The sequence below is a fragment of the Serratia sp. CC22-02 genome (assembly GCF_900182895.1).
Lineage (GTDB): Bacteria > Pseudomonadota > Gammaproteobacteria > Enterobacterales > Enterobacteriaceae > Serratia > Serratia nevei.
In genome coordinates, this window is the sequence record NZ_FXUD01000001.1 from 1,234,599 (window position 1) to 1,261,160 (window position 26,562).

Genomic DNA, 26,562 nt, shown 5'->3' on the forward strand with positions numbered 1-26,562 from the left:
GCTTGCTGGCTCCTTAGGGCAACAGACCTTTGACGTCGATCGGTTTGGCTTCGTTTTCGGCTTCGCCTTTGGCTTTGCCGTCAATCGCCATACCGGCCATCCGGTAGAAGTTATATTCCGGATATTTACCCGGCCCCGAGATCAACAGATCTTCTTTTTCGTATACCAGATCCTGACGCTTGTACTCACCCAGTTCGAAATCCGGCGTCAGCTGGATAGCGGTAGTCGGGCAAGCCTCTTCGCACAGGCCACAGAAAATGCAGCGCGAGAAGTTGATGCGGAAGAACTCCGGATACCAACGGCCGTCTTTCTGCTCCGCTTTTTGCAGCGAGATACAGCCGACCGGGCAGGCCACCGCACACAGGTTACAGGCGACGCAGCGCTCTTCGCCGTCCGGATCGCGCGTCAGCACGATGCGGCCACGGTAGCGCGGCGGCAGGTAAACCGGTTCTTCCGGATACATCTGGGTTTCGCGCTTGGCGAAGGCATGCATGCCAATCATCCAAATGCTGCGCACCTGGGTGCCGAAACCAACCACTAACTCTTTCAATGTCATGGTTTATTCACCCCTTATTGAGCGTTGTACAAAATGACCGCGGCGGTTGCCAGCAGGTTCAGCAGCGTCAGCGGCAGGCACACTTTCCAGCCGAAGGACATCACCTGGTCATAACGCGGACGCGGCAGCGCGGCACGGATCAGGATGAACATCATCATGAAGAAGGCCGTTTTCAACGCGAACCAGATGAATGGCGGCAGGAACGGACCCTGCCAGCCGCCGAAGAACAACGTCACAATCAGGGCGGACACGGTGACGATACCGATGTATTCCCCCACGAAGAACAGACCGAACTTCATGCCGGAATATTCGATGTGGTAACCGTCGGCCAGTTCCTGCTCGGCTTCCGGCTGGTCAAACGGGTGACGGTGGCACACCGCCACGCCGGCGATCGCGAAGGTCACGAAGCCGAAGAACTGCGGAATGACGTTCCAGACGTGCGCCTGGGATTCAACGATGGCCTGCATGTTGAACGAATCCGCCTGCATCACCACGCCCATCAGCGACAGGCCGATGAACACTTCGTAGCTCAGGGTTTGCGCGGAGGCGCGCATCGCGCCCAACAGCGAGTATTTGTTGTTGCTCGACCATCCGGCGAACAGCACGGCGTACACCGCCAGGCCGGCCATCATCAGGAAGAACAGAATACCGATGTTGAGATCGGACACCGCCCAGGTCGGGCTGACCGGAACGATGGCAAATGCCAGCAACAGGGAAGTAAAGGCGATCATCGGCGCCAGGGTGAAGATCACCCGGTCGGAGAATCTCGGTACCCAGTCTTCCTTGAAGAACATTTTGATCATGTCGGCGACCAGCTGCAGCGAGCCGCCCCAGCCTACGCGGTTCGGTCCGTAGCGGTTCTGGAACAGGCCGAGCAGACGGCGTTCGCCGAAGCTCATGAATGCCCCGCACGCCACGACCACCAACAGGATCACGACCGCTTTAAGAATGGCGATCAGAATGTCGATCACCTCAGGGGTAAACCAGCTCATCGTGCTGCCTCCCGCAGATTGTCTACCTTAGTACCCACCAAGATCGGCGGGATCCCTGGCAAGCCGAGCGGCAAACCAACCTGGCCCTGGGTCAGGGTTTCACTCAGACGCACCGGCAGACGCAGGGTCTGTCCCGCACAGCTGAACTCCACCAGGCTGCCCGCGTTGACGCCAAGCGTCGCCGCGTCGGCCGGGTTGACCATCACGTAGGCTTCCGGCATGCGCTGCTGGATCACGTGAGAGCGCTGCGACATTTCGTCGCTGCCGAACAGGTGGTAGTAAGGCGCGACACGCCAACCGTCGACCGGATTGAACGCGGCAGGCACGCGATCGAAGTAACCGAGGCTGCCCTCCCCCGCTTCGATCAGGCGCACGCCCGGATCGCCGTGGCGCAGTTTGCCGCCCACTTCGGCCTGGAACTTGTTCCATGCCTGCGGTGAGTTCCAGCCTGGCGCCCAGGCGAACGGGATCTGCTGACGATCGGCCAGCGGGCTGTTGTTCCCTTCCATCGAGAAGGCGAACATGGTGTCTTTATCCTGCGGCTGACGCGGCTCGTGCACGCTGATGTTAGCGCGCATGGCGGTACGGCCGCTGGAGCGGTGCGGCGAACGCGCCAGCTTCTGACCGCGAATGCGGAAAGTCGCGTCCGGCGCAGCGTCGACGATGCCCTGCAGCTGCGGCAACGCGGCAACGCAAGCGGCGATCACGTCATCGAGCTGGGTCCAGTCCACGTGGCGGCTGGTGTAGGTGGAGTGCAGCGAGTGCATCCAGCGCCAGCTTTCCAGCATCACGGTGAACTGATTCTTCTTGGCGTCGTCGTAGTAAGCCGGATCGTATACTTGGAAGAAGCGCTGCGCGCGGCCTTCCTGGTTGATCAGCGTACCGTCGCTCTCGGCGAAGCTGGCCGAGGAGAGGATCAGGTTGGCTTTGTCCATGATCGCAGTGCGCTGGTGGTCGGCGATGATCAGATTGTTGACCTTGGCCAACGCCGCATCCACCTGCGCCGCCGGCGCATGACGATAGAGATCGTTTTCCATCACGATGGCGGTGTCTGCTGCGCCGCTCGCCAGCTGTTCCAGCGCCTGATCGAGCGAACCGCCGCCGATCATCGCCAGGCCCATGCTGTTGGCTGCGCCCGCCACGAAGGTGATGCCGACATCGGAACCGCGGCCCTTCAACGCTTTGGCGATGTTGGCCGCCGCTTCGATGATGGCTTCGCTGCCGGCGTTGCTGCCGGTCACGATCAGCGGTTTGCGTGCGCCGGTCAGCGCCTGCACGATGATATCGACTTTCTTGTTCAGGCCTTCAGCCAGATCGTTCACCGCCGGCGCCGCGCTGTCCAGCGCGTGAGCGATGGCGAAGCCGAAGCGCGCCTGCTCGTCCACCGGCGCGCGGTAGTTCCAAGCGGCGATGTCGTCCAGACGGGTGTTGTCGACGTTGGTGGTGAACAGCGGGTACTTGGCGTGCTGACCGATGTTCTGCACCGCCGCGATCTGCCAGTCGGCCACGCGTTGCGCCGCCGCCATCGCACGGGCTTTCCCCTTGACGGCCTGGCGCACGGACAGCGCGATACGCGCACCGGTTTGCGTCAGGTCTTCGCCCAGCACCAGCACCGCGTCGTAATCTTCGATCTCACGCAGCGCCGGCGTATGGACACCGCCGTTTTTCAGCACGTTCAGCATCAGCGCCAGGCGTGATTGCTCCGCCTGAGCGATACCGGTGTAGTAGTTCTCGGCGCCGACCAGCTCGCGCAGTGCGAAGTTGCTTTCCAGGCTGGCGCGCGGGGAGCCGATGCCGATGGTTTTCTTCGCCTGACGCAGGATGTCCGCCGCGCCCTGCATCGCCTGCTCGGCGTTCAGGGTGATCCAGTCATCGCCGCGCAGCTGCTGCGGTTGACGCGGACGATCTTTCTGGTTGACGTAGCCGTAACCGAAACGACCGCGGTCGCACAGGAAGTAGTGGTTCACGCTGCCGTTGTAACGGTTTTCGATACGGCGCAGCTCGCCATAGCGTTCGCCCGGGCTGGTGTTACAGCCGATGCTGCACTGCTGGCAAATGCTCGGCGCGAACTGCATGTCCCATTTACGGTTGTAGCGTTCGGAGTGCGTTTTGTCGGTGAATACGCCGGTCGGGCACACTTCCACCAGGTTGCCGGAGAACTCGCTTTCCAGCGTGCCGCTTTCCGGGCGACCGAAGTAGACGTTGTCGTGCGCGCCGTACACGCCGAAGTCGGTGCCGTCCGCATAGTCTTTGTAGTAACGCACGCAGCGGTAGCAGGCGATGCAGCGGTTCATCTCGTGCGAGATAAACGGCCCCAGCTCCTGGTTGTTGTGGGTGCGCTTGGTGAAGCGGTAGCGGCGGAAGCTGTGGCCGGTCATTACCGTCATATCCTGCAGGTGACAGTTACCGCCTTCTTCACAGACCGGGCAATCGTGCGGGTGGTTGGTCATCAACCACTCGACCACGCTTTCACGGAACTGCTTCGCTTCACCGTCATCGATGGAGATGAAGGTGCCGTCGGATGCCGGGGTCATACAGGACATCACCAAACGGCCGCGCGTATCTTCCGCGTTTTGGTATTGCTTTACCGCACATTGGCGGCAAGCGCCGACGCTTCCCAGCGCCGGATGCCAGCAAAAGTAAGGAATATCAAGGCCGAGGGAAAGACAAGCCTGCAGCAGGTTGTCCGCTCCGTCTACCTCATACTCTTTGCCGTCTACATGAATCGTAGCCATAGTCAGCATGCTTCCAAGTGGCCTGCCTTGCGGCAGGCGTTAATCAAAAATTCTGGCCGTGTTCGGGCGAGTCGGCTTACCAGCGCTGCTTCAGCAGATTGTTCGGCTGAATGCCGCCAATCGCATGGGCGTTGCCGAAGTGCTGCACGGCGATGCCCGCCTCGAACTCTTCACGGAAATATTTAATCGCGCTTTGCAGTGGCTCTACGGCACCTGGCGCGTGGGCGCAGAAGGTTTTGCCCGGGCCGAGGGAACGGCACAGCTGTTCGAGGGTTTCGATATCCCCCGGCTGCCCTTCGCCGTTTTCCAACGCACGCAGGATCTTCACGCTCCACGGCAGGCCGTCGCGGCATGGCGTACACCAGCCGCAGGACTCGCGGGCGAAGAACTCTTCCAGGTTACGCACCAGCGGCACCATGCCGATCTCGTGGTCTACCGCCATCGCCAGCGCGGTGCCGAGACGGCTGCCGGCTTTGCCGATCGCGCCGTATTCCATCGGCAGATCGAGGTGATCGGCGGTCAGGAAGTCGGTCCCCGCGCCGCCCGGCTGCCAGGCTTTGAAGCGCAGACCGTCGCGCATGCCGCCGGCGTAGTCTTCCAGGATCTCGCGCGCGGTGGTGCCGAACGGCAACTCCCAGACGCCCGGATTTTTCACCCGGCCGGAGAAGCCCATCAGCTTGGTGCCTTTGTCTTCACTGCCGGAGATGCCGGTGTACCACTCCACGCCGTTCGCCAAAATGGCCGGCACGTTGCACAGCGTTTCGACGTTGTTGACGCAGGTCGGCTTGCCCCATACGCCGGCGCTGGCCGGGAATGGCGGCTTGGAACGCGGGTTGGCGCGGCGGCCTTCCAGCGAGTTGATCAGTGCGGTTTCTTCGCCGCAGATGTAACGGCCGGCGCCGGTGTGCACGATCAGCTCGAAATCGAACCCGGTGCCGAGAATGTTCTTGCCCAGATAGCCGGCTTCGGTGGCTTCCGCGATGGCGCGACGCAGGTGCGCCGCCGCTTCGATGTACTCACCGCGCAGGAAGATGTACCCACGGTAGGCTTTCAGCGCGAACGCGGAGATCAACATGCCTTCCACCAGCAGATGCGGCAGCTGCTCCATCAGCAGGCGGTCTTTATAAGTGCCCGGCTCCATTTCATCGGCGTTACACAGCAGGTAACGGATGTTCATGGATTCGTCCTTCGGCATCAGGCTCCACTTCAAACCGGTGGAGAAGCCCGCGCCGCCGCGGCCCTTCAGCCCGGAGTCTTTCACCAGGCCGACGATCTCGTCCGGGGCCAGGCCTTTGAGGGCCTTTTCTGCGCCGGCATAGCCGTTTTTGCTGCGGTACTCGTCCAGCCACAGCGGCTGCTTGTCATCGCGCAGACGCCAGGTCAGCGGATGCGTTTCGGGAGTGCGTACAATGTGCTTGGTCATTGATACTGCTCCAGTAGCGTCTCGATATCTTCAGGCTTCAGCTGACTGTGAGTGTCGTCATCAATCATCATGGTCGGCCCTTTATCGCAGTTGCCCAGACAGCAGGTCGGCAACAGCGTGAAGCGGCCATCAAAGGTGGTTTGACCCGGCTTGATGTTCAGCTTCTTCTCGATAGCGGCCTGAATGCCCTGGTAACCGGTGATGTGACAAACAACGCTGTCACAATAACGGATCACGTGACGTCCTACTGGCTGACGGAAAATCTGGCTGTAGAACGTGGCCACGCCTTCTACGTCGCTGGCGGGGATGCCCAGCACTTCCGCGATGGCGTAAATCGCACCGTCCGGAACCCAGCCGCGCTGCTTCTGCACAATTTTCAGTGCTTCGATGGAAGCGGCGCGCGGATCCTCGTAATGGTGCTTTTCGTGCTCGATCGCATCACGTTCTTCCGCGCTCAGTACAAATGCATCAACGCCGCTCTGAGGAGCGGCTGCGTTGATGGGCTCGAGCGCATCATTGACTGCGTGATTGTCTTTTTGATCATGCATAGTTAGCGGTCCACATCTGACATTACAAAATCGATACTACCCAGATAGACGATCAGGTCGGAAACCAGGCTGCCACGGATGACCGATGGGATCTGCTGCAGGTGCGCAAAGCTCGGCGTACGTACCCGGGTGCGGTAGCTCATGGTGCTGCCGTCGCTGGTCAGGTAGTAGCTATTGATCCCTTTGGTGGCTTCAATCATCTGGAATGATTCGTTGGCTGGCATCACCGGGCCCCAGGAAACCTGCAGGAAGTGGGTGATCAGCGTTTCAATATGCTGCAGCGTGCGCTCTTTCGGCGGCGGCGTGGTCAGCGGGTGATCGGCCTTGAACGGGCCTTCCGGCATGTTGTTCAGGCACTGTTCGAGAATGCGCAGGCTCTGGCGCAGCTCTTCCACCTTTAGCATCACGCGGGTGTAGCAGTCGCTGGTGCCGTCGCCGACCGGCACTTCGAAGTCGAAGTTCTCGTAGCCGGAGTACGGACGCCATTTACGCACGTCGAACTCGACGCCGGTGGCACGCAGGCCGGCGCCGGTCACGCCCCACTCCAGCGCTTCTTTGGCGTTGTAAGACGCTACGCCGATGGAACGGCCTTTCAGGATGCTGTTCTTCAGCGCCGCTTTCACGTAGGAGTCCAGACGCTTCGGCATCCAGTCGAGGAATTCACGCAGCAGGCGATCCCAGCCGCGCGGCAGATCGTGCGCGACGCCGCCGATGCGGAACCAGGCCGGGTGCATACGGAAACCGGTGATCGCTTCCACCAGATCGTAGATTTTCTGACGGTCGGTAAAGGCGAAGAACACCGGGGTCATCGCGCCGACGTCCTGAATGAAGGTGGAGATGTACAGCAGGTGGCTGTTGATGCGGAACAGCTCGGACAGCATCACGCGGATGGTGTCGACGCGCTCAGGCACCTTGATGCCGGCCAGCTTCTCGACCGCCAGCACATAAGGCATTTCGTTCACGCAGCCGCCGAGGTACTCGATACGGTCGGTGTACGGAATGTAGCTGTGCCAGGATTGACGCTCGCCCATCTTCTCGGCGCCGCGGTGGTGATAGCCGATATCCGGTACGCAGTCGACGATCTCTTCGCCGTCCAGCTGCAGAATGATGCGGAACGCACCGTGCGCGGACGGGTGGTTCGGGCCGAGGTTGAGGAACATGAAGTCTTCGTTCTCGGTACCGCGCTTCATGCCCCAGTCTTCCGGCTTGAAAGTCAGCGCTTCCATCTCCAGATCTTCTTTCTGCTTGGTCAGCACGAAAGGATCGAATTCGGTGGCGCGCGCCGGGTAGTCCTTGCGCAGCGGGTGCCCTTCCCAGGTCTGCGGCATCATGATGCGCGACAGGTGCGGGTGGCCGTCGAAGGTGATGCCGAACATTTCCCAGGTTTCGCGCTCGTACCAGTTGGCGTTCGGGAACACCTTGGTCGCCGTCGGCACGTGCAGGTCTTTTTCAGACAGCGCCACCTTCAGCATGATGTCGCGGTTGCGTTCGATGGAAATCAGATGGTAGAAAACGGAGAAATCCGCAGCGGGCAGGCCGTCGCGGTGGGTGCGAAGACGTTCGTCCACGCCATGCAGATCGAACAGCATGACATACGGCTTCGGCTGTTTTCTCAGGAACGTCATTACTTCCAGCAACTGGTCAGGTTTAACCCATACCACGGGCATGCCGGTACGGGTGGCCTGAACAGTAAAGGCTTCCGGCCCAAAACGGTTGCGCAGTTCGCCGATCACCGGGTCGTCAAGGTGATCTCGGGTCTGCCAGGCAGGCAAGGCGTCGTGCGTCGTCAAATCTGTCATAATTTTTTTTCACCACACTAAAGGGTTATTCGCCGCAAGTTTCACTTTTCGCTGTGTTAACCAATAGCGCACTAAGATGGACGTTAAATGAACGTCTTAAATCTCGTCAGGCGTCCGGAGGTTGGTCACCGCGATGCGTTCGCCGTGTTTACGCTCTCTTTCAGACTGCATATTGGCGCGGTAAACGCCCTGATCGCCGACAACCCACGACAGCGGGCGACGTTCTTTGCCGATGGATTCCTGCAGCAGCATCAGCGCTTGCATGTAGGCTTCCGGACGCGGCGGGCAGCCGGGAATGTACACGTCGACCGGCAGGAACTTGTCCACGCCCTGCACCACGGAATAGATGTCGTACATGCCGCCGGAGTTGGCGCAGGCGCCCATCGAGATCACCCACTTAGGCTCCAGCATCTGCTCGTACAGGCGTTGGATGACCGGGGCCATCTTGGTGAAACAGGTACCGGCCACCACCATCAGGTCAGCCTGACGCGGGGAGGCGCGCAGTACTTCCGCACCGAAACGCGCCACGTCGTGAACGGCGGTAAACGACGTCACCATCTCCACGTAACAGCACGAAAGGCCGAAGTTATACGGCCAAATAGAGTTTTTACGCCCCCAGTTCACCATGTCATGCAGCGCATGTTCGAGTTTACCCATGTAAACCGTGCGGTGGACCTGTTGTTCCAGGGGATCGGCGACGATCTCCTGTTTTTGCAGGGGATAACGGTCGTTCTCACCGTTCGGGTCTATGCGGGTGAGCGTATAGTCCATCTTAATGCCTCGCTGTTACTGCGGATGACTGTTGGTGTTAGTGATCGTGCTCGGTTTGCTGCGGCGTTGGGAACGCGCCGGAGTCCAATCCAACGCGCCGATGCGCACCAGATAAACCAGACCGGCCAATAGCACCAAAATGAAAATGGCGGCTTCGATAAAGCCTACCCAACCGCTCTCGCGAACCGAGACCGACCAGGCATACAGGTATAAGGCTTCAACGTCGAAAATAACGAAGAACATGGCCACCAGGTAGAACTTGGCGGACAAGCGCATGCGCGCCGTACCGACCGAGTCGATGCCTGATTCAAACGGGGTGTGTTTGGCGCGCGCCCGGGCTCTCCCGCCCAAGAAGAACGCACCCAGCAGCATTAAGCCGCAAAGCCCGATAGCCACGACGAGAAATACGGCGAGCGCCCAGTGATGAGCGATAACTTCAGTGGTTGTTGACATACTCTATGCTTACTCATCAAAAGTGGCGTCGATCGCGCTGCTCTTGTCACCGGCAGTTAGTGCGCCACATCGATTTAAGGGAAGGATAAATAACCACACAAACAAACTGCTTTTACAGCGAGTTAGGCAGCGTTTTTCTGTGGGCTTTTTACTCCTTTCTATAACCTTTTGTCAACTTTGACAAAAGTATCTACACACTAGTTTACATACGTATCATTTGATTAACATTTGATGCGCCAGGGGCTGGCTAAATCGTGTCAGTTAATTTTTGTGTAGAAACAGATAGATATAAACCAACGTGCACATTTCAGTTTTACTATACCATTGTCTCAGGAATTCCCTGTTCTTCCACTCACTACCTAGGGGTATTTTTTTGATCCAGGACACGTTTTCAGCATAAATCCTCAAAAAAAGTGTGGCCCTTTAACAATTTTCCTCAAATTAAGCCGCAAAAACGGCCGCTATAAGCTAACAAAATAACCCTGCTATTACCATGCCTTTAACCCATTCAATCTTATTGCTCAAAAAACAAACTCAGCGTCTTAAACCCGGCCAAACTCTCTTTTCAGTAACGCTTAAAAGTTAATAAAACAGCCAACTCATAACAAAATCGTCATTAAATCCCTATAACAGTAAAAATCGCCAAAAAAAGGGCAAAAAAAACCTCCGCCGAAGCAGAGGTTTTCATCAGATCTAACGCCGCGGCGTTATTCTTCTTCGTCCACCAGGCTGGCGTCATCCTGATCGCCCTGGAGACCGGCTTCCGCGCCGTTGAAGCCATAACCGTCATTGCCGCCCTGCATTGCGCTGAAGATGGCCATCGCCAGCTCATTGCTGCACTGCGCGTTTTTGCACAGCGCATACTGGGTATCCGGCAGCGGCGGCAAACCTTCCACCGCCCCCAGCACCCGCAGATCGGGGCTCATCATCTCGATCGGCCGCGCGGTCACGCCCAGGCCGGCCTTACAGGCCGCCCGCACCGCGGACAGCGTGGAGGCGACGTAGGCGATACGCCACGGGATACCGGCTTCGTCCAGCTGCTTGATCGCCAGCGCGCGGAACGGGCTTGGCTCATCCATCACCACCAACGGGATCGGTTCGCCCGCCTGATAGTGGTAATCGGCGGCGCAGTACCACAGCGTCGGCGATGTGCGCAGCACGATATGCGGATGTCCGGCCGGATCGGCCGTGGTCACCGCCAGATCGATCTCGCCCTCTTCCAGCAGATCGACCATCGTCGTGCTGCGCTTTACGCGCACGTCAATGGCCAGCTTCGGATAGATGGCGGTCACGCGGTTCAACAGGAAAGGCAGAATCGTATCGGCGGTGTCGTCGGAAGCGCCGATGGTCAGAACACCTTTAATATTGTTGTACATCAGCGAGGTACAGGCTTCGTCGTTAAAGCGCAGGATCTTCCTGGCATAACCGAGAAGCTGAATACCATGCTCAGTCAGGAGTTTGTTACGCCCATGGCGGGCAAACAGTTCTTTGCCGACCAGTTGCTCTAATCGCTGCATTTGTTGACTGACGGCTGATTGAGTACGGCATACGGCAACCGCCGCCGCCGCAAAGGTATTCAAATCAGCAACCGCAACAAAGGTTCTTAGCAGATCGAGGTCGAGATTAAGTATCGGACGATTTGCAGTTGTCATAGTGTATTCTTCACTTTTTTAAATTCTAATTTACGAACTACTACCCTGGTGTGTTTCTCAGACGCCGTTGAAAAGGACGGAGCCTGTTATGACAGTACCCCACTCATAAGTGGAGGGCAAAAAAATTACTTATGATTCGTTACCTCTATCGCTTTTTAAAATGCGATCTATCGATGGTGCTTATAGAACGCGGGGGACTGAATACCGGTGAAAAGGGAAAACCCCCACCGAACCTGAGATTTTACTCATTCATACTGCCTAATTTCCACTCCATTCGTGCTACTGAGAACCCTTATCAACCGGCGTTCAGACTGCATTACAGAGCAAAAAAGATAAATAATTAACGGTACCGACTTCGTGTTACCACTCAATGAATTTAATAAATTCAATCAGTAAGATTTTTGCTTTAAATAATAATCCTATAACCACATAAACAATGCTTAAGGTAAAATATAAAGTAAAGCTAATGTAAATATGTCATTTTTCTTAGTGTGGTGCGCTAACTGACACCCCGCTATCAGACAACTCCGGTATTATCGTTCCTTTACAGTTTATTGAAGCCTATTCTCCCTTTCGGCTTATCAGTTCACTGCTGCCAGCCACGATCGCCGGCACGTCGCGTTTATCGAGGCGGGATTTTACAGAACAAAACCCTAGTAAAATTATAGTTCATGAAATTATGGACCACAAAATAACTTTACCTTTGCTTATCATAACTAAAATCCCCCGTTACGACATGCATTTGCACCAAAGGCGTGCAAAACCCTTCAAAAGCAACTACGCCAGGAGTACATTGGGCGGGTTGCGGCGTCCCACGGTAGGAGCGCCCCTATCCCAGCAAAAGGCTCAACTTTTTATGTCCCCCATTGAGAAATCCAGCAAACTGGACAACGTCTGCTATGACATTCGCGGCCCGGTGCTTAAAGAAGCTAAACGTCTTGAAGAAGAAGGCAATAAAGTCCTGAAACTGAACATCGGCAACCCTGCCCCGTTCGGTTTCGACGCCCCGGACGAAATCCTGGTCGACGTGATCCGCAATCTGCCCACGGCGCAAGGCTACTCCGATTCCAAAGGCCTCTTCTCGGCGCGTAAAGCGATCATGCAGCACTACCAGGCGCGCAACATGCGTGACGTGACCGTTGAGGATATCTACATTGGCAACGGCGTCTCGGAGCTGATCGTCCAATCCATGCAGGCGCTGCTCAACAGCGGCGACGAAATGCTGGTGCCGGCGCCGGACTACCCGCTGTGGACCGCCGCGGTATCGCTGTCCGGCGGCAAGGCCGTGCACTACCTGTGCGATGAGCAGGCCGGCTGGTTCCCGGATCTGGACGACATCATCAGCAAGATCACCCCGTGCACCCGCGGCATCGTGATCATCAACCCGAACAACCCGACCGGCGCGGTTTACAGCAAAGCGCTGCTGGAACAGATCGTCGAGATCGCCCGTCAACACAACCTGATCATCTTCGCCGACGAGATCTACGACAAGATCCTGTATGACGAAGCCGAGCACCATTCGATCGCCGCGCTGGCGCCGGATCTGCTGACCGTGACCTTCAACGGCCTGTCGAAAACCTACCGCGTGGCGGGCTTCCGCCAGGGCTGGATGGTGCTGAACGGGCCGAAGAAACACGCCAAAGGCTATATCGAAGGGCTGGAGATGCTGGCTTCGATGCGCCTGTGCGCCAACGTGCCGATGCAACACGCCATTCAAACCGCGCTGGGCGGTTATCAGAGCATCAGCGAATTCATTCAGCCTGGCGGCCGCCTGTACGAACAACGCAATCGCACCTGGGAACTGCTCAACGACATCCCGGGCGTCTCTTGCGTGAAGCCACAGGGCGCGCTGTATATGTTCCCGCGCATCGACGCCAAGCGCTTCAACATCCACGACGACCAGAAGCTGGTGCTGGACCTGCTGCTGCAGGAAAAAGTGCTGCTGGTGCAGGGCACCGCGTTCAACTGGCCTTACCCGGATCACGTGCGTATCGTCACCCTGCCGCGCGTAGATGAACTGGAAATGGCGGTCGGCAAGCTGGGCCGCTTCCTGGAAGGTTACCACCAGTAATCGCCTGGGGCGCAGCGCCTTGCTGCGCCCTTCTCTCATTGCCCGGTTGCAAAATTCGCCGTCACTGCTTCACAATGGGGCCCTCACTTGCCGTTAAAGAGAGCACCATGAGCCAGAGCCATTTCTTCGCCCATCTGTCCCGCCTGAAACTGATCAACCGCTGGCCGCTGATGCGCAACGTGCGTACCGAGAACGTCTCCGAACACAGTCTGCAGGTGGCCTTTGTCGCCCACGCGTTGGCGGTGATCAAGAACCGCAAATTCAACGGCAACCTCAACGCCGACCGCGTTGCGCTGCTGGCGATGTACCACGACGCCAGCGAAGTGATCACCGGCGACATGCCGACGCCGATCAAGTACTACAATCCGCAGATCGCCCATGAATACAAGAAGATCGAAAAGATCGCCCAGCAAAAGCTGCTGGACATGATCCCCGCGGAGCTGCGCAACGATTTCCGCACCATTCTCGATGAGCACTACTACAGCGAAGATGAAAAGCAGGTAGTGAAGCAGGCAGACGCGCTGTGCGCCTACCTGAAATGCCTGGAGGAACTCTCTGCCGGCAACAACGAATTCACCCTGGCCAAGGCGCGGCTGGATAAAACCCTGGAACAGCGCCGCAGCCCGGAAATGGACTACTTCATGGACGTGTTCATTCCCAGCTTCAGCCTGTCATTGGACGAAATCAGCCTCGACAGTTCGCTGTAACCCCGCCGGCGCAGCCTCGCTGCGCCGTTAAAAGCCGTAGAGCCACGGCACCACAATCACGCTGACCGCCATCACCAGCAGAGTGAACGGCACGCCGAGACGCACGAAATCGCCGAACTTGTAATTGCCCGGCCCCAGCACCAACGTGTTGACCGGTGAAGAGACCGGCGTCATAAAGGCGGCGGACGCGGCGATGGCGATAATCATCGCAAACGGGTATGGCGAGACGCCCATTTCGCGCGCGGCGGCGATGGCGATCGGCGCCATCAGCACCGCCGTCGCGGTGTTGGAAATAAACAGGCCGATGGTGGCGCACAAGACGAACAGGCACAGCAGCATCACGCGCGGCCCCGCGCCGCCGGCGACGTCCATCAGCCCGCTGACGATCAGATCCACCCCGCCGGTCTTTTGCAGCGCCTGCGCAAACGGCATCATCCCGACGATCAAAATAATGCTCGGCCAATGGATCGATTTATAGGCGCTCTCCATATCGATACAGCGAAACTTGCCCATCAGCAGGCAGGCGATCAGCGCCGCGATGGGGTTGGGGATTTCGTCGGTCAACATCATTGCCACCATCAGCGCCAGGCAAAACAGCGCGTGCGGCGCCTGCGTGATCGCCGGCGCCACTTCGTCCACCTCGGCCGGCAAGTTGAGCACGATAAAGTCGTGGGTTTTGGCCTGCAGCTGACGGATCGCCTTCCAGTCGCCGATCACCAGCAAAATGTCGCCCAGCTCCAGCGGCTCGTCCACCAGCTTGCCGCCCAGCGTCTCGCCGTGGCGGCGGATGCCCACCACGTTGAGATCGTAGCGGCTGCGGAACGCCGCTTCGCGCAGGCTTTTGCCCAGCAGCGCCGAGTCCGGGATCAGCGACACTTCCGCCATGCCGACGTTGCGCGACTGTTCAGAGAAGTAATCGCCGCGCAGCACCATCGGCTCCAGCCGCTGCTCGCCGCAGAATTCGCGCAGATCGACCTGGCTGTCCGACATGTCGATCAAAAGAACGTCGCCCTCGCGCAGCTCGGTGCTGCCAGAGGCGCTGACCATCACCCGCCGGAAGCGTTTCCAGCGCTCGATACCCACCACGTTGGCGCCATAACGCGCACGCAGGTGCAGTTCATCCAGCGAACGCCCGATCAGCGGCGAAGCGCTGCGGACAGCCAGCCGCCGCGCGCGACCGGTCAGCTTGTAGTCGCGGATCAAATCGCGGAAGGTACGGCGCTGCCAGTCATCGCCGGCTTTGCCCGTTTCACCGCTGCCCAGCCAACGCCGGGCGATCAGCATGTAACCGACGCCCAGCGCCAGCACCACCAGGCCAATGGGCGTCACGCTGAAGAAACCGAAACCATGGATGCCTTCTCGCACCAGCTCGCTGTTGACCACCATGTTGGGCGGCGTGGCCACCAGCGTCATCATGCCGCTGATAAGCCCGGCGAAGCTGAGCGGCATCATCAGCCGCCCCGGCGCGATCTTCATTCTGGCCGTCACGCTGAGCACCACCGGGATAAAGATCGCCACCACGCCGGTCGAGCTCATGAACGCCCCCAGCCCGGCGACCGTCACCATCAGCAGCATCAACATTTTGGTTTCGCTGCTGCCGGCCACTTTCACCAGCCAGTCCCCCACCTGATAGGCCACGCCGGTGCGCACCAGCCCTTCGCCGATCACGAACAGCGCCGCGATCAAAATCACGTTGGGATCGCTGAAACCGACCGTCGCCTCCTGCAGGCTGAGCGTGCCGCTCAGCACGAAGGCGATGATCACCAACAGGGCCACCACGTCCATGCGCAGCTTGTTGGTGGTAAACAGCACGATGGCAATCAGCAGTAAACTCAGCACCCACAGTAATTCGCTGTTCAAAACGGCCTCATCCGGCAAATGTCCAAGGGTCTAAAAAATAGCATAAAAAAACCCCGCCGAAGCGGGGTCTAATCAATTAGGGTGAAGATAATGCCGCTCAGGCCAGCCGGCGAACGATCGCGCCCTGCGCCGTTTTATCGACGGCGATCTGCGCCAGCGAATCCAGCCGCAGGTCGACCTGCTCCAGCTTCGGCGCATCCGCCGGCGCGTTGACCGCAATCACCTGGCAGCCCGCCGCCAGGCCGGAGAGAATGCCGGCCGGCGCGTCTTCAACCACCACGCACTCGTGCGGCGCAAGCCCCAGGCGCTCGGCGCCCAGCAGATAGGCGTCGGGCTGTGGCTTACCGTGTTTAACCTGCTCGGCGGTGATGAACACCTCCGGCTGCGGCAAACCGCCGGCCTGGCGGCGAGCGCCGGCCACCGGCACCGAACCGGAGGTGACGATCGCCCAAGGGATACCGAGCGCGTTCAGGCGCTCCAGCAGCGCAATCGCGCCCGGCAGCGCGCGAACGCCGTCGGTATCCTGCGCTTCGGCCTGCTCCAGCAACTCGAACTCGCGCTGAATTTCCGCTTCGCTTTCGCCCGGCATAAAGTGGCGCAGAGAAGTAATGGCCTGTTTACCGTGAATGAAATCCAGCACCGCTTGCGGGTTGACACCGCGGCGCTCGGCCCAGTGCGTCCAGGCGCGCTCTACCGCCGGCAATGAATCCACCAGGGTGCCATCAAGATCGAACAGAAAACCCTTACACTCCACAGAAAACCTCTTCTTAATCAAGCATTGATGATTTGCGCTATCTCAACGGCGCTCAGGTGATACTGGCGCGGACAGGCCAGCCAGATCGCCAGCATACGCTGGTATTTTTCCCACATTTTGGTCTGGGCGTTGAAACCGTGGCTGCCGGAATCGAAGTGAGTATAACGCCCCTCGGTGCTGACCAGGAAACGCACGTAGCTCAGGTAGCGCGCTTCGGTGGCGGCGTCGAAGCCGAGAAACGCCAGGCGGCGCTCGTCCAGATCCTGCTTCTCTTTCAGGTTGCCCCAGGAAACCTGCAGCGCATGGTGCATCTCCATCACGTTGATGATGGTGCGGCACACCTCTTCGCTCAGTTCGCCGAAGTCGCGATCCAGTTCGCGCATTTGCAACCCGAAGCCGCGTTCGACGATGGTTTGCAGCCGGCGATAACGGTCGCCGTTGTCCGGGTCGAGCAGGGTCATCATCTTGTACTGGTTCGACAGGATCAGCCGCTGGGCGTTGGTCATTTCCATCAGGATTTCCTCATTTCTGTGTGATGGCGGGAGCATCGCACAGCGCAAGAACGCAGGAAATCACAACTCGACCGTTCTTTGATTTAAACCGGGGTTATTAGCGCTTTGACGAAAAAGGCCGCATCAACGCGGCCTTTTCTCAGTTACAGATCGTCGAGGAAGGTTTTGTCCAGCTGCTTAAAAGCACGTTTGAGCAGATCGGCCAACGTCTGATAGGTCGGCGTGCCTTCGAGCGGCGCGACCGCCTGCCCGGCTTCCGTCAGCTTGTTGCGCACCTCATGGAACCATTGCAGCAGCGTCGGCGGCAGCGGCGTGACCGAACGGCGCCCCAGCCACCACAGTCCCTGCATCGGCAGGCTGCAGGCGAACAGCGCGGTGGCGATCGCCGGGCCGAGCTGACCGCCGAGCGCGATCTGCCAGGTCAACGTGAAAATCGCCAACGGCGGCATGAAACGGATAGCGAAACGGGTGGCACGCGCAACGCGGTTCTCCGGAAAGACCGGTGCCAGACGTTTGTCCGACGGCCAGGTTTTCATATAATGCTGCCCGCGCTGGAAGACCTGAAACCAGCTTACGGAACCGGACGGTTTGCTCGTCATTGCGTACCTCAACGTCACGTAAAGAAACTAAAAGCGTGCTGCCAGAGACCATACTAAAAAATTTGAAGCTTTAAATTTATTTTGTGTTTGCACCGGGCTATCGGTATCCTAAGCCGGCCTTGTGGCCGGTAGAAGATGACGCAAATTTTGTCAACTTTTAGCCCTATAAAAATCAAGATTATTTAAACCGCTGAGAAATCATCGGTTTTTCCATCATCCTGTGATTTGTGCACTTCACATGATGTTAATCATAAATGTCATCGGCACTATGCGCTACGCTTGTTGTCTGATTGACGATTAATTCACCACGTGTTTTCGATTTTCTTTTAACAACACGACTATTTAAGTAGGTACTTCCATGTCGAGTAAGCTAGTACTGGTTCTTAACTGCGGCAGTTCTTCTCTGAAATTCGCCATCATCGATGCCGTTAACGGCGACGAATTCCTCTCCGGTTTGGCCGAGTGTTTCCACCTGCCTGAAGCTCGCATCAAGTGGAAAATGGACGGCGCCAAACACGAAGCTGCCCTGGGGGCCGGCGCTGCACACAGCGAAGCGCTGAACTTCATTGTTAATACTATTCTGGCACAAAAACCAGAGCTTTCTGCGCAGCTGACCGCTATCGGCCACCGCATCGTGCACGGCGGCGAGAAGTTTACCGCTTCCGCCGTGATCAACGACGAAGTTCTGCAGGGTATCAAAGATTCCGTGCCGTTTGCACCACTGCACAACCCGGCTCACCTGATCGGCATCGCGGAAGCGCTGAAATCCTTCCCTAACCTGGCCGACAAGAACGTTGCCGTGTTCGACACCGCGTTCCACCAGACCATGCCGGAAGAATCTTACCTGTACGCCCTGCCGTACAGCCTGTACCGCGACCACGGCGTTCGCCGCTACGGCGCACACGGCACCAGCCACTTCTACGTGACTCAGGAAGCCGCGAAGATGCTGAACAAGCCGGTAGAAGAAGTGAACGTGATCACTTGCCACCTGGGCAACGGCGGTTCCGTTACCGCAGTGCGCAACGGCCAGTGCGTTGACACCTCCATGGGTCTGACCCCGCTGGAAGGCCTGGTGATGGGCACCCGCAGCGGTGACATCGATCCGGCTATCATCTTCCACCTGCACGATTCTCTGGGCATGAGCGTTGACCAGATCAACAAGATGCTGACCAAAGAATCCGGCCTGCTGGGCCTGACCGAAGTCACCAGCGACTGCCGTTACGTTGAAGACAACTACGACAGCAAAGCCGACGCCAAACGCGCCATGGACGTGTTCTGCCACCGTCTGGCCAAATACATCGGCGCATACAGCGCCCTGATGGAAGGCCGTCTGGACGCGGTGATCTTCACCGGCGGCATCGGCGAGAACGCCGGCATGGTGCGTGAGCTGACCCTGAACAAACTGGGCCTGCTGGGCTTCGAAATCGACCACGACCGCAACATGGCCGCTCGCTTCGGCAAATCCGGCGCCATCACCAAAGACGGCAGCCGCCTGGCGCTGGTGATCCCGACCAACGAAGAGTTGGTCATCGCGCAGGACGCATCCCGCCTGACCGCGTAATGCTCTCAAAACACCGTCAGCCCAGGCTGACGGTGTTGTTTTAGCCTCATGTTAATCGTGAAGAGGACTATTCTGTGTCACGTACTATTATGTTGATCCCCACCGGCACCAGCGTCGGCCTGACCAGCGTCAGCCTGGGTGTCATCCGCTCCATGGAGCAAAAAGGCGTTCGTCTGAGCGTGTTCAAGCCTATCGCTCAACCGCGCACCGGCGACAACGCGCTCGACCAGACCACCACCATCATCCGCAGCAGCAACTCCACCATTACGGCGGCCGAACCGCTGCGCATGGACTACGTTGAGGGCCTGCTGAGCTCCAACCAGCAAGACGTGCTGATGGAAGAGATCGTGGCGCGCTACCACGAGAACACCAAAGACGCGGAAGTGGTGCTGATCGAAGGCCTGGTGCCGACCCGCAAGCATCAGTTCGCCAACGCGCTGAACTACGAGATCGCCAAAACCCTGAACGCCGAGATCGTCTTCGTGCTGGCGCTGGGCAACGACTCGCCGGCGCAGCTGAAAGAGCGCATCGAACTGGCGCGCACCAGCTTCGGCGGCAGCAAGAACAAAAACATCACCGGCGTAATCATCAACAAGCTGAACGCACCGGTCGACGATCAGGGCCGCACCCGTCCTGACCTGTCCGAAATCTTCGACGACTCCACCAAAGCCAGCATCGCCCACGTCGATCCTGCGCAGCTGTTCGCCAACAGCCCGCTGCCGGTTCTGGGCTGCGTGCCGTGGAGCTTCGATCTGATCGCCACCCGTGCCATCGACATGGCTCGCCACCTGAAGGCCCGCGTGGTCAACGAAGGCGACATCATGACTCGCCGCGTGAAGTCCGTGACCTTCTGTGCGCGCAGCATCCCGCACATGCTGGAACACTTCCGCCCGGGCTCTCTGCTGGTGACCTCCGCAGACCGTCCTGACGTGCTGGTCTCCGCCTGCCTGGCGGCGATGAACGGCGTGGAAATCGGCGCCATCCTGCTGACCGGCGGCTACGCCATCGACGAGCCGATCAAGAAGCTGTGCGAACGCGCCTTCCAGACCGGCCTGCCGGTGTTCATGGTCGACACCAACACCTGGCAGACCTCGCTGAGCCTGCAGAGCTTCAACCTCGAAGTGCCGGCGGACGACCACCAGCGCATCGAGAAAGTGCAGAACTACGTGGCCAGCCACATCAACACCGAGTGGATCGACTCGCTGACCGCCACCTCCGAACGTTCACGCCGTCTGTCTCCACCGGCGTTCCGTTACGAGCTGACCGAGCTGGCGCGTAAAGCCGGCAAACGCATCGTGCTGCCGGAAGGCGACGAGCCGCGCACCGTGAAAGCGGCAGCCATCTGCGCCGAACGCGGCATCGCGGAATGCGTGTTGCTCGGCAACCCGGACGAGATCCAGCGCGTCGCGGCAGCGCAAGGCGTTGAGCTGGGCAAAGGCATCGAAATCGTCGATCCGGTCGCCGTACGTGAAAACTACGTGCCGCGTCTGGTTGAGCTGCGCAAGAGCAAAGGCATGACCGAAGTGGTCGCGCGCGAGCAGCTGGAAGACAACGTGGTGCTCGGCACCCTGATGCTGGAACAAGGCGAAGTCGACGGTCTGGTCTCCGGCGCGGTTCACACCACCGCCAACACCATCCGTCCGCCGTTGCAGCTGATCAAAACCGCGCCGGGCAGCTCGCTGGTGTCCTCCGTGTTCTTCATGCTGCTGCCTGACCAGGTACTGGTCTACGGCGACTGCGCGATCAACCCGGATCCGACCGCCGAGCAGCTGTCTGAGATCGCCATCCAGTCTGCGGATTCCGCCGCGGCCTTCGGCATCGAGCCTCGCGTAGCGATGATCTCCTACTCCACCGGCAACTCCGGTGCGGGCAGCGACGTCGAGAAAGTGCGCGAAGCGACCCGTCTGGCGCAGGAAAAACGCCCGGACCTGATCATCGACGGCCCGCTGCAGTACGACGCCGCCATCATGGCCGACGTTGCCAAGTCCAAGGCGCCGAACTCACCGGTAGCCGGCCAGGCGACCGTGTTCATCTTCCCGGATCTGAACACCGGCAACACCACCTACAAAGCGGTACAGCGTTCCGCTGACCTGGTCTCCATCGGGCCGATGCTGCAAGGCATGCGCAAGCCGGTGAACGACCTGTCGCGCGGTGCACTGGTTGACGATATCGTCTACACCGTTGCGCTGACGGCGATCCAGTCTTCCCAGGCTGACGCTGCCGCCAAGGCGTAATAAACCGTTAAAAAAAGCCAGTCAGGTAATCCTGACTGGCTTTTTTATGCCTGATATTCTTGGTGATTATGCTGTTTTAGACAATACCCGCCAAATCCGCTGCACCCACCATCATCGCCAGGCGTTGACGCCCCGTGCAGAAAAATCAATGGTAGGCATGATGGGTGTTTGGCTGTTCGTGGCATAGAAAAATGCCGAATTCGTAAAGGAATACACCTTGCCGGAAAAATTGATGGTGATGCGGTTACCCTCACCACGGATAGTTGCATCAGCCCGATCCGCCGTCAAGATTGGCGCACTTTGCCCCAGCACTTTGATAGGGTCCCCATCCAGGCTTCTGTTCAAATAGTAACGATACACATCCGTGTCGGTAGCCCCCGCATTCTGGTACTCGGTGATGTAGAGCCAAATATCGTCGGTCAACTGCTTTTTGCTATAGAGCTTATCGTCATAAGTATCGCGGGTGGCATACCAGTACCCCGCCAATCCGACGACAATAACCAACAAAATTGCCGTCAGCAGCCGATGAGCCCATTTAGTAACCATGCCGATTTGCATAATCAATTCCTTGCTTGATCCAATATTGATCCTGAGGGTCATCACCATACGGCGGGCGTTGATACCAATGACTCCATTCTGGCCGCGATGTTCCTGCCCGTGACTGAGCAAATCCAGCGCCCATCAACAAAATATCTGCGGGAATTCCAGCCGCAGTACCGGTTGCACCATAATTGAAATTACCAAAGTTAGCCAATGCGCGATTTTGCTGCTTGTAATCCCAAGGGCCCCGATTTTTTACCTGATGGTAGAACCAATAGTAAGTACCAGGCAACGCCATGTTGCGTGGTTGCCCCTGCCTGCGCGCCTCACGCAAGTTTCTGGCAAGAACAGTAAAACCGCCTGGCGGCAGTAATGGAATCACGGCCATAATCTCCTCCTTGAGAGCCGAATGTAATTTATGGTGCAGAAACCCAACGGCACTCTCTCAAGCGTTATGCCTATCACTTCGCTTCACACACATTGCCGTCCTTGTCATTTCATTCATCCCTCTTTGGCTTTATTACTCCGCGCTGGCAATAACCTGCAAAATCTGGCCGTCGCTGATTTTCAGCGAGAAACTACGCTGCCAGAAACGTTTGGAATCTGCATCCTGAGGATCCACGGTACTGATTGCCACGGTGTATGGCACATTGCTCTCAAATGCCTTGAACGAGTATGGGATACATTGGCCGGGCGTAATCGTCTCAACGGGATTCAGTGGTAGAGTGCTCCTGCGCCAGAGTTCATGCGTTTGGCTATCCAACCGTTGTTCAATAGCGATACTGACCAGACTGACCCTGCCACTCTGTGTTGGGTAGGTTTGTGGTAAAGAGAAACAGAGATCATTTCCCCGCAGCGTAATATCCGCAGCGTAAAAACGTTGCTTTTCAAGGATACAGCCACTGAGCAACATCATCATGATGAGGGTATAGAAAGAGCGGGATAGCGTGATCTCGCCTAGCGTCAGCCTTCTGAACGAGCCTCTTGTTGTTATCATTATTCACTCCATGAATATAACTTATTGTATTTATTGAACTATTTTTATTATCTCTTTTTACCCTAGCATTGGCCATCTATTATCCATTAAAAACAAAAAGCCCCTTAAGGGGCTTCTCAGTTGATAACGTGTGAGTCATAACTCAGATACTGGTCAGGAAGGTATGTGCTTTATCCAGAGCACCAGACCTCATTCGTTACAGCAGTTGTTATTGACTCGAGAACTGTTTTTGCAGCAGCTGCCCGGCAGCCTCCAGAATATGCTCGGCGGTCAGACCGTACTCCTGCTGTAGAAATGCCTGGGTGCCCACCTGGCCGTAACGCTCCTTCACCCCCACGCGCCGCATTGGCGTCGGGCACTCTTCCGCCAGCACCTCCGCCACCGCCGATCCCAGCCCATTATGAATGCTGTGATTTTCACAGGTGACGATGCGCCCGGTTTTGGCCGCATAGGTTTTGATCAGTTCACGGTCGATAGGCTTGAGGGTGAACATATCGATCACCGCCGCGCTGACGCCCTGCTGCGCCAGCATCTGCGCCGCCTTCAGCGCCTCCGCCACCATGATGCCATTGGCAATCAGCGTAATGTCGTCTCCGTCGCGCAGCAGGTTGCCCTTGCCGATGGTAAAGCGCGAGCCCTCCTGGTAGATGCGCGTCGCCTGCTTGCGAATGGTGCGCACCCAGTAGAAGCCGCGCAGATCCATCAGCTGGCGCAGAATATCGGCGAACATGGTGGCGTCGGTTACCTCCAGCACCACCGAATGCGCCAGCCCGCGCACGATGCCCATATCCTCGAACGACATGTGGGTGCCGCCGTTGTGGCAGGCGCTCACCCCGGCGTCGGAGGCGATTACCTTGACGTTGTTGCGCTGATAATCCAGCGACATGAACAGCTGATCGAAACAGCGGCGGCTGGCGAAGGCGGTAAAGGTATGCACGAACGGCACCCGGCCGGTGAGCGACAGCCCGGCGGCGACGCCGATCACGTTGGCCTCCATGATGCCGCAGTTGATCACGTGCTGCGGGTGATCCTTGTGCACGCCATCCATCGCCATCGAGCTCATCAGATCCGCCTCCAGCGCGATGATCGGCGCGCCCGCCTCAATCTGCCGACGCACCGCGCCGGCGTAGACTTTGCGCATTTCGACGGCGTCGTTTTCCAACTGCGTCACTACGTTAAACATGGGCGGCCTCCAGTTCGGCGATGGCTTTTTCGATTTCCTGCTGCACGTCCGGCGTCAGGCGCAGGTGGTGAGAGTTCGACAGGTTTTCCAGATAGGCCACGCCCTGCCCTTTGATGCTGTCGAGCACGATCGCCAGCGGCCGCTGTTCGCCGCCGCGCGCCGGCGCCACCGCCGCCAGCAGCGCCGCGATGTCATCGCCCTTGATGGTCTGCACCTTAAAACCGAAGGCGCGGAACTTGGCGGCCAGATCGAACGGTTGGATCACCTCGTCCAGCGCGCCGTCCAGCTGTTGCTTGTTGTAATCGATGAACAGCGTCAGGTTGTTCAGATTGTGGTGGGCGATAAACTGGAACGCCTCCCAGCACTGCCCTTCGTTCAGTTCCCCGTCACCGAGGATGCTGAACACCCGATTGCGGCGCCCCGCCAGCCGATGGGACAACGCCATGCCGGCGGCGATCGATACGCCCTGCCCCAGCGAGCCGGTGGTGGCGTCCACGCCGCGCGTGCGCAGCCGGTCCGGGTGGCTCGGCAGACGCGTGCCGTTCTGGTTGAGGGTCTTCAGCTCCGCCAGCGGGAAGTAGCCCTTGATCGCCAGCGTGCTGTACAGCGCCGGGCCGGCGTGCCCTTTCGACAGCACGAAGTCATCGCGCTCCGGCCAGTCCGGATCCGCCGGATCGATGCGCATCACGCTGCCATACAGCACCGCCAGCGTCTCCACCACCGACATGCAGCCGCCGTAGTGGCCGAAGCCCAGCCCGGTCAGCGCTTTCAGCGTTTCCAGGCGGATCGCCCGCGCCAGGGTATGCAGCTCTTCAATTTCCGTTTCGCTCGTTGTGTAGTTCATCAGTCTGCCCTCGTTATTTCTCGACGCGGTCAGCGGCCGGCGCGCCTTTGCGTTTTCCCAGGAAGTTATGCGCCACCAGCAGCGCGAACACGGCGACGATCGCCAGCATGATCATCTCCTTCGACATAAAGCGCGCCATATTGCCCAGCAGGATGCCGATCGCGCCGAAGTCGGCGTCGGAGAAGGTGGTGTTGGCAAAGCCCAGCGCCCCCAGCACCGGTAGCAGCAATACCGGCAGGAAGGTGATCAGCAGCCCGTTGGCGAAGGCGCCCAGCATCGCGCCGCGCCGCCCGCCGGTGGCGTTGCCGAACACCCCGGCGGTAGCGCCAGTGAAGAAGTGCGGCACCACGCCGGGCAGGATCAATACCATCTTCAGCTGCCCCAGCAGGAACAGCCCGGCCAATCCGCCAAGGAAGCTGAACAGGAAGCCGATCAGCACCGCGTTGGGGGCATAGGGATAGACCACCGGGCAATCCAGCGCCGGCCGCGCATTCGGCACCAGCTTTTCCGAGAAGCCGGTGAACGCCGGCACGATTTCCGCCAGAATCAAACGCACGCCCTGCAGGATGATGAACACCCCGGCGGCGAAGGTGATGGCCTGAATGATCGAATACACCAGGTAGTTCTGGCCGCCGCTGAGCTCGCTTTCCACATAGGCCCGCCCGGCGCAGATCGCCAGGATCAGGTAGATGACGATCATGGTCATCGAGATCGAAATGGAGCTGTCGCGCAGGAAGCTGAGGTTTTTCGGCAGGTTCATCTCCTCGGTCGAGCGCGAGTTTTTGCCCACCTTCGAACCGATCCAGCCGGACAGCACGTAGCCCAGGGTGCCGAAGTGGCCGAAGGCGATATCGTCATTGCCGGTGATGCGGCGCATATAGCGCTGGGCGATCGCCGGGAAGAACGCCATCACCAGCCCCAGGGTCAGCGCGCCGGTAAACACCAGCTGCACGCCCTCGAAGCCCGCCACCGTTAGGATGATGCCGATCATGCAGGCCATGTAGAAGGTGTGGTGGCCGGTCAGGAAGATGTATTTCAGCCGGGTGAAGCGCGCCACCACGATATTCGCCACCATGCCGAACGCCATGATCAGCGCGGTGGAGGCGCCGTATTTCTCCAGCGCGATGGAGACAATGGCTTCGTTATTCGGAATGATGCCCTGAATATTGAACGCGTGTTCGAACATGCCGCCCAGCGGATTGAGCGATCCGACCAATACCGTGGCGCCGCCGCCCAAAACGATAAAGCCGAGAATGGTTTTTACCGTGCCTTTCACCACGTCGGAAAACGATTTTTTTTGCGCCAGCAAACCGATCAGCGCAATAAGCCCGACCAATACCGAAGGCACCTTTAATATATCCACCACAAACTTAAGCGTTTCCTGGATAAACATATCCACCTCGCCAATCGTTTTATTCAGATGATTGAGTGGGCTTCGAAGTAAGCGCGCAGCTTGGCTTCCAGCTCATTAATGTCGATGATGTTGCTGATCACCACCAGCTGCTCGGCCGGTACGCTGGCGCTGTCGGCGATGTCTTTCGCCATCACGAACACGTCGGCGGCGCCGGGGGTGGCGGACGACAGATCGGAGTGTTCGACCTCGGCCTCCACGCCCATCTTTTTCAGCACCTTTTTAATGTTCATTTCCACCATAAAACTGCTGCCGAGACCGGAACCGCAAATCGCCATGATTTTCATAATATCCACCTGTTGAATTTAGCGTGTAGGGTAGCGCCGCCGGTCATATTCCCGGCGTTGTTAGCATTAATAG

Annotated in this window: 24 protein-coding genes; 4 read left to right on the forward strand and 20 right to left on the reverse strand. The window is 58.4% G+C overall.

The features are described from left to right. Positions 1–13: 13 nt before the first annotated feature. The 9 genes from nuoI to lrhA form a co-directional block, all read right to left on the reverse strand. The gene (gene nuoI / locus QOL81_RS05870) at positions 14–556 is read right to left on the reverse strand and encodes an NADH-quinone oxidoreductase subunit NuoI (protein WP_025160170.1); all 543 of its coding nucleotides are present in this window, start codon (positions 554–556) and stop codon (positions 14–16) included. Positions 557–570: 14 nt separating this feature from the next. After that, positions 571–1,548 (reverse strand): NADH-quinone oxidoreductase subunit NuoH, encoded by a 978-nt coding sequence (nuoH, locus tag QOL81_RS05875; RefSeq protein ID WP_004936022.1) that lies wholly within the window; start codon positions 1,546–1,548, stop codon positions 571–573. Then, entirely contained in the window at positions 1,545–4,283 is a 2,739-nt protein-coding gene (nuoG, locus tag QOL81_RS05880; RefSeq protein ID WP_080480343.1) for an NADH-quinone oxidoreductase subunit NuoG, read from the reverse strand. The genes nuoH and nuoG overlap by 4 nt, the downstream gene beginning before the upstream one ends. A 76-nt stretch (positions 4,284–4,359) precedes the next feature. Beyond that, complete coding sequence (nuoF, locus tag QOL81_RS05885) at positions 4,360–5,706, reverse strand: NADH-quinone oxidoreductase subunit NuoF (RefSeq protein ID WP_015378579.1); 1,347 nt, start codon at positions 5,704–5,706, stop codon at positions 4,360–4,362. Next, the gene (gene nuoE, locus QOL81_RS05890) at positions 5,703–6,254 is read right to left on the reverse strand and encodes an NADH-quinone oxidoreductase subunit NuoE (protein WP_015378580.1); all 552 of its coding nucleotides are present in this window, start codon (positions 6,252–6,254) and stop codon (positions 5,703–5,705) included. Before nuoE ends, nuoF begins: the two co-directional genes overlap by 4 nt. A gap of 2 nt (positions 6,255–6,256) precedes the next feature. Then, positions 6,257–8,053 carry an NADH-quinone oxidoreductase subunit C/D gene (gene nuoC / locus QOL81_RS05895; RefSeq protein ID WP_004936036.1) on the reverse strand — a complete coding sequence of 599 codons (1,797 nt, stop codon included), beginning with the start codon at positions 8,051–8,053 and terminating at the stop codon, positions 6,257–6,259. Between the two features lie 96 nt (positions 8,054–8,149). After that, on the reverse strand, positions 8,150–8,824 hold the full coding sequence (locus tag QOL81_RS05900; RefSeq protein ID WP_004936039.1) for a NuoB/complex I 20 kDa subunit family protein: 675 nt from the start codon (positions 8,822–8,824) through the stop codon (positions 8,150–8,152). A 15-nt stretch (positions 8,825–8,839) separates the two neighbouring features. Further along, positions 8,840–9,277: an NADH-quinone oxidoreductase subunit NuoA gene (gene nuoA / locus QOL81_RS05905; RefSeq protein ID WP_025303663.1), complete on the reverse strand. Its 438-nt coding sequence runs from the start codon at positions 9,275–9,277 to the stop codon at positions 8,840–8,842. Positions 9,278–9,984: 707 nt separating this feature from the next. After that, the gene (gene lrhA, locus QOL81_RS05910) at positions 9,985–10,929 is read right to left on the reverse strand and encodes a transcriptional regulator LrhA (protein ID WP_004936045.1); all 945 of its coding nucleotides are present in this window, start codon (positions 10,927–10,929) and stop codon (positions 9,985–9,987) included. A gap of 856 nt (positions 10,930–11,785) precedes the next feature. Between lrhA and QOL81_RS05915 the strand changes: the two genes are divergently transcribed. Further along, a complete protein-coding gene (locus QOL81_RS05915) occupies positions 11,786–13,000 on the forward strand; it encodes a pyridoxal phosphate-dependent aminotransferase (protein WP_283439722.1) in 1,215 nt (404 codons plus the stop codon). A gap of 107 nt (positions 13,001–13,107) precedes the next feature. Further along, positions 13,108–13,707: a 5'-deoxynucleotidase gene (yfbR, locus tag QOL81_RS05920; RefSeq protein ID WP_025303666.1), complete on the forward strand. Its 600-nt coding sequence runs from the start codon at positions 13,108–13,110 to the stop codon at positions 13,705–13,707. A gap of 27 nt (positions 13,708–13,734) precedes the next feature. Here yfbR and QOL81_RS05925 read toward each other — a convergent pair whose 3' ends face one another. From QOL81_RS05925 to yfbV, 4 genes are all read right to left on the reverse strand, one after another. Next, a complete protein-coding gene (locus QOL81_RS05925) occupies positions 13,735–15,585 on the reverse strand; it encodes an SLC13 family permease (protein WP_072270997.1) in 1,851 nt (616 codons plus the stop codon). A 79-nt stretch (positions 15,586–15,664) separates the two neighbouring features. Continuing rightward, positions 15,665–16,321: a sugar phosphatase gene (locus QOL81_RS05930; protein WP_060420045.1), complete on the reverse strand. Its 657-nt coding sequence runs from the start codon at positions 16,319–16,321 to the stop codon at positions 15,665–15,667. A gap of 17 nt (positions 16,322–16,338) precedes the next feature. After that, a complete protein-coding gene (locus QOL81_RS05935; protein ID WP_016926898.1) occupies positions 16,339–16,833 on the reverse strand; it encodes a YfbU family protein in 495 nt (164 codons plus the stop codon). Positions 16,834–16,976: 143 nt separating this feature from the next. Continuing rightward, on the reverse strand, positions 16,977–17,432 hold the full coding sequence (gene yfbV / locus QOL81_RS05940) for a terminus macrodomain insulation protein YfbV (protein ID WP_004936061.1): 456 nt from the start codon (positions 17,430–17,432) through the stop codon (positions 16,977–16,979). Positions 17,433–17,790: 358 nt separating this feature from the next. On the opposite strand from yfbV, the gene ackA reads away from it, so the two are divergent. Both ackA and pta read left to right on the forward strand, forming a co-directional pair. Further along, complete coding sequence (gene ackA / locus QOL81_RS05945) at positions 17,791–18,993, forward strand: acetate kinase (RefSeq protein ID WP_055312511.1); 1,203 nt, start codon at positions 17,791–17,793, stop codon at positions 18,991–18,993. A gap of 74 nt (positions 18,994–19,067) precedes the next feature. Beyond that, entirely contained in the window at positions 19,068–21,227 is a 2,160-nt protein-coding gene (gene pta, locus QOL81_RS05950; RefSeq protein WP_049203683.1) for a phosphate acetyltransferase, read from the forward strand. 111 nt (positions 21,228–21,338) lie between these two features. Here pta and QOL81_RS05955 read toward each other — a convergent pair whose 3' ends face one another. The 7 genes from QOL81_RS05955 to QOL81_RS05985 form a co-directional block, all read right to left on the reverse strand. Further along, the gene (locus tag QOL81_RS05955; RefSeq protein ID WP_072265426.1) at positions 21,339–21,785 is read right to left on the reverse strand and encodes a hypothetical protein; all 447 of its coding nucleotides are present in this window, start codon (positions 21,783–21,785) and stop codon (positions 21,339–21,341) included. Further along, positions 21,763–22,155, reverse strand: a complete 393-nt coding sequence (locus QOL81_RS05960; protein WP_072265427.1) for a polymorphic toxin type 44 domain-containing protein — start codon at positions 22,153–22,155, stop codon at positions 21,763–21,765. The genes QOL81_RS05955 and QOL81_RS05960 overlap by 23 nt, the downstream gene beginning before the upstream one ends. A gap of 132 nt (positions 22,156–22,287) precedes the next feature. Beyond that, positions 22,288–22,764 (reverse strand): putative T6SS immunity periplasmic lipoprotein, encoded by a 477-nt coding sequence (locus QOL81_RS05965; RefSeq protein WP_230200951.1) that lies wholly within the window; start codon positions 22,762–22,764, stop codon positions 22,288–22,290. Positions 22,765–22,972: 208 nt separating this feature from the next. Further along, complete coding sequence (locus QOL81_RS05970; protein ID WP_060420040.1) at positions 22,973–23,947, reverse strand: transketolase family protein; 975 nt, start codon at positions 23,945–23,947, stop codon at positions 22,973–22,975. Next, positions 23,940–24,791: a transketolase gene (locus tag QOL81_RS05975; RefSeq protein WP_060420036.1), complete on the reverse strand. Its 852-nt coding sequence runs from the start codon at positions 24,789–24,791 to the stop codon at positions 23,940–23,942. Before QOL81_RS05975 ends, QOL81_RS05970 begins: the two co-directional genes overlap by 8 nt. 13 nt (positions 24,792–24,804) lie before the next feature. Beyond that, positions 24,805–26,184 (reverse strand): PTS ascorbate transporter subunit IIC, encoded by a 1,380-nt coding sequence (locus tag QOL81_RS05980; RefSeq protein WP_004936074.1) that lies wholly within the window; start codon positions 26,182–26,184, stop codon positions 24,805–24,807. Between the two features lie 23 nt (positions 26,185–26,207). Continuing rightward, positions 26,208–26,489: a PTS sugar transporter subunit IIB gene (locus QOL81_RS05985; protein ID WP_025303676.1), complete on the reverse strand. Its 282-nt coding sequence runs from the start codon at positions 26,487–26,489 to the stop codon at positions 26,208–26,210. Positions 26,490–26,562: the final 73 nt, after the last annotated feature.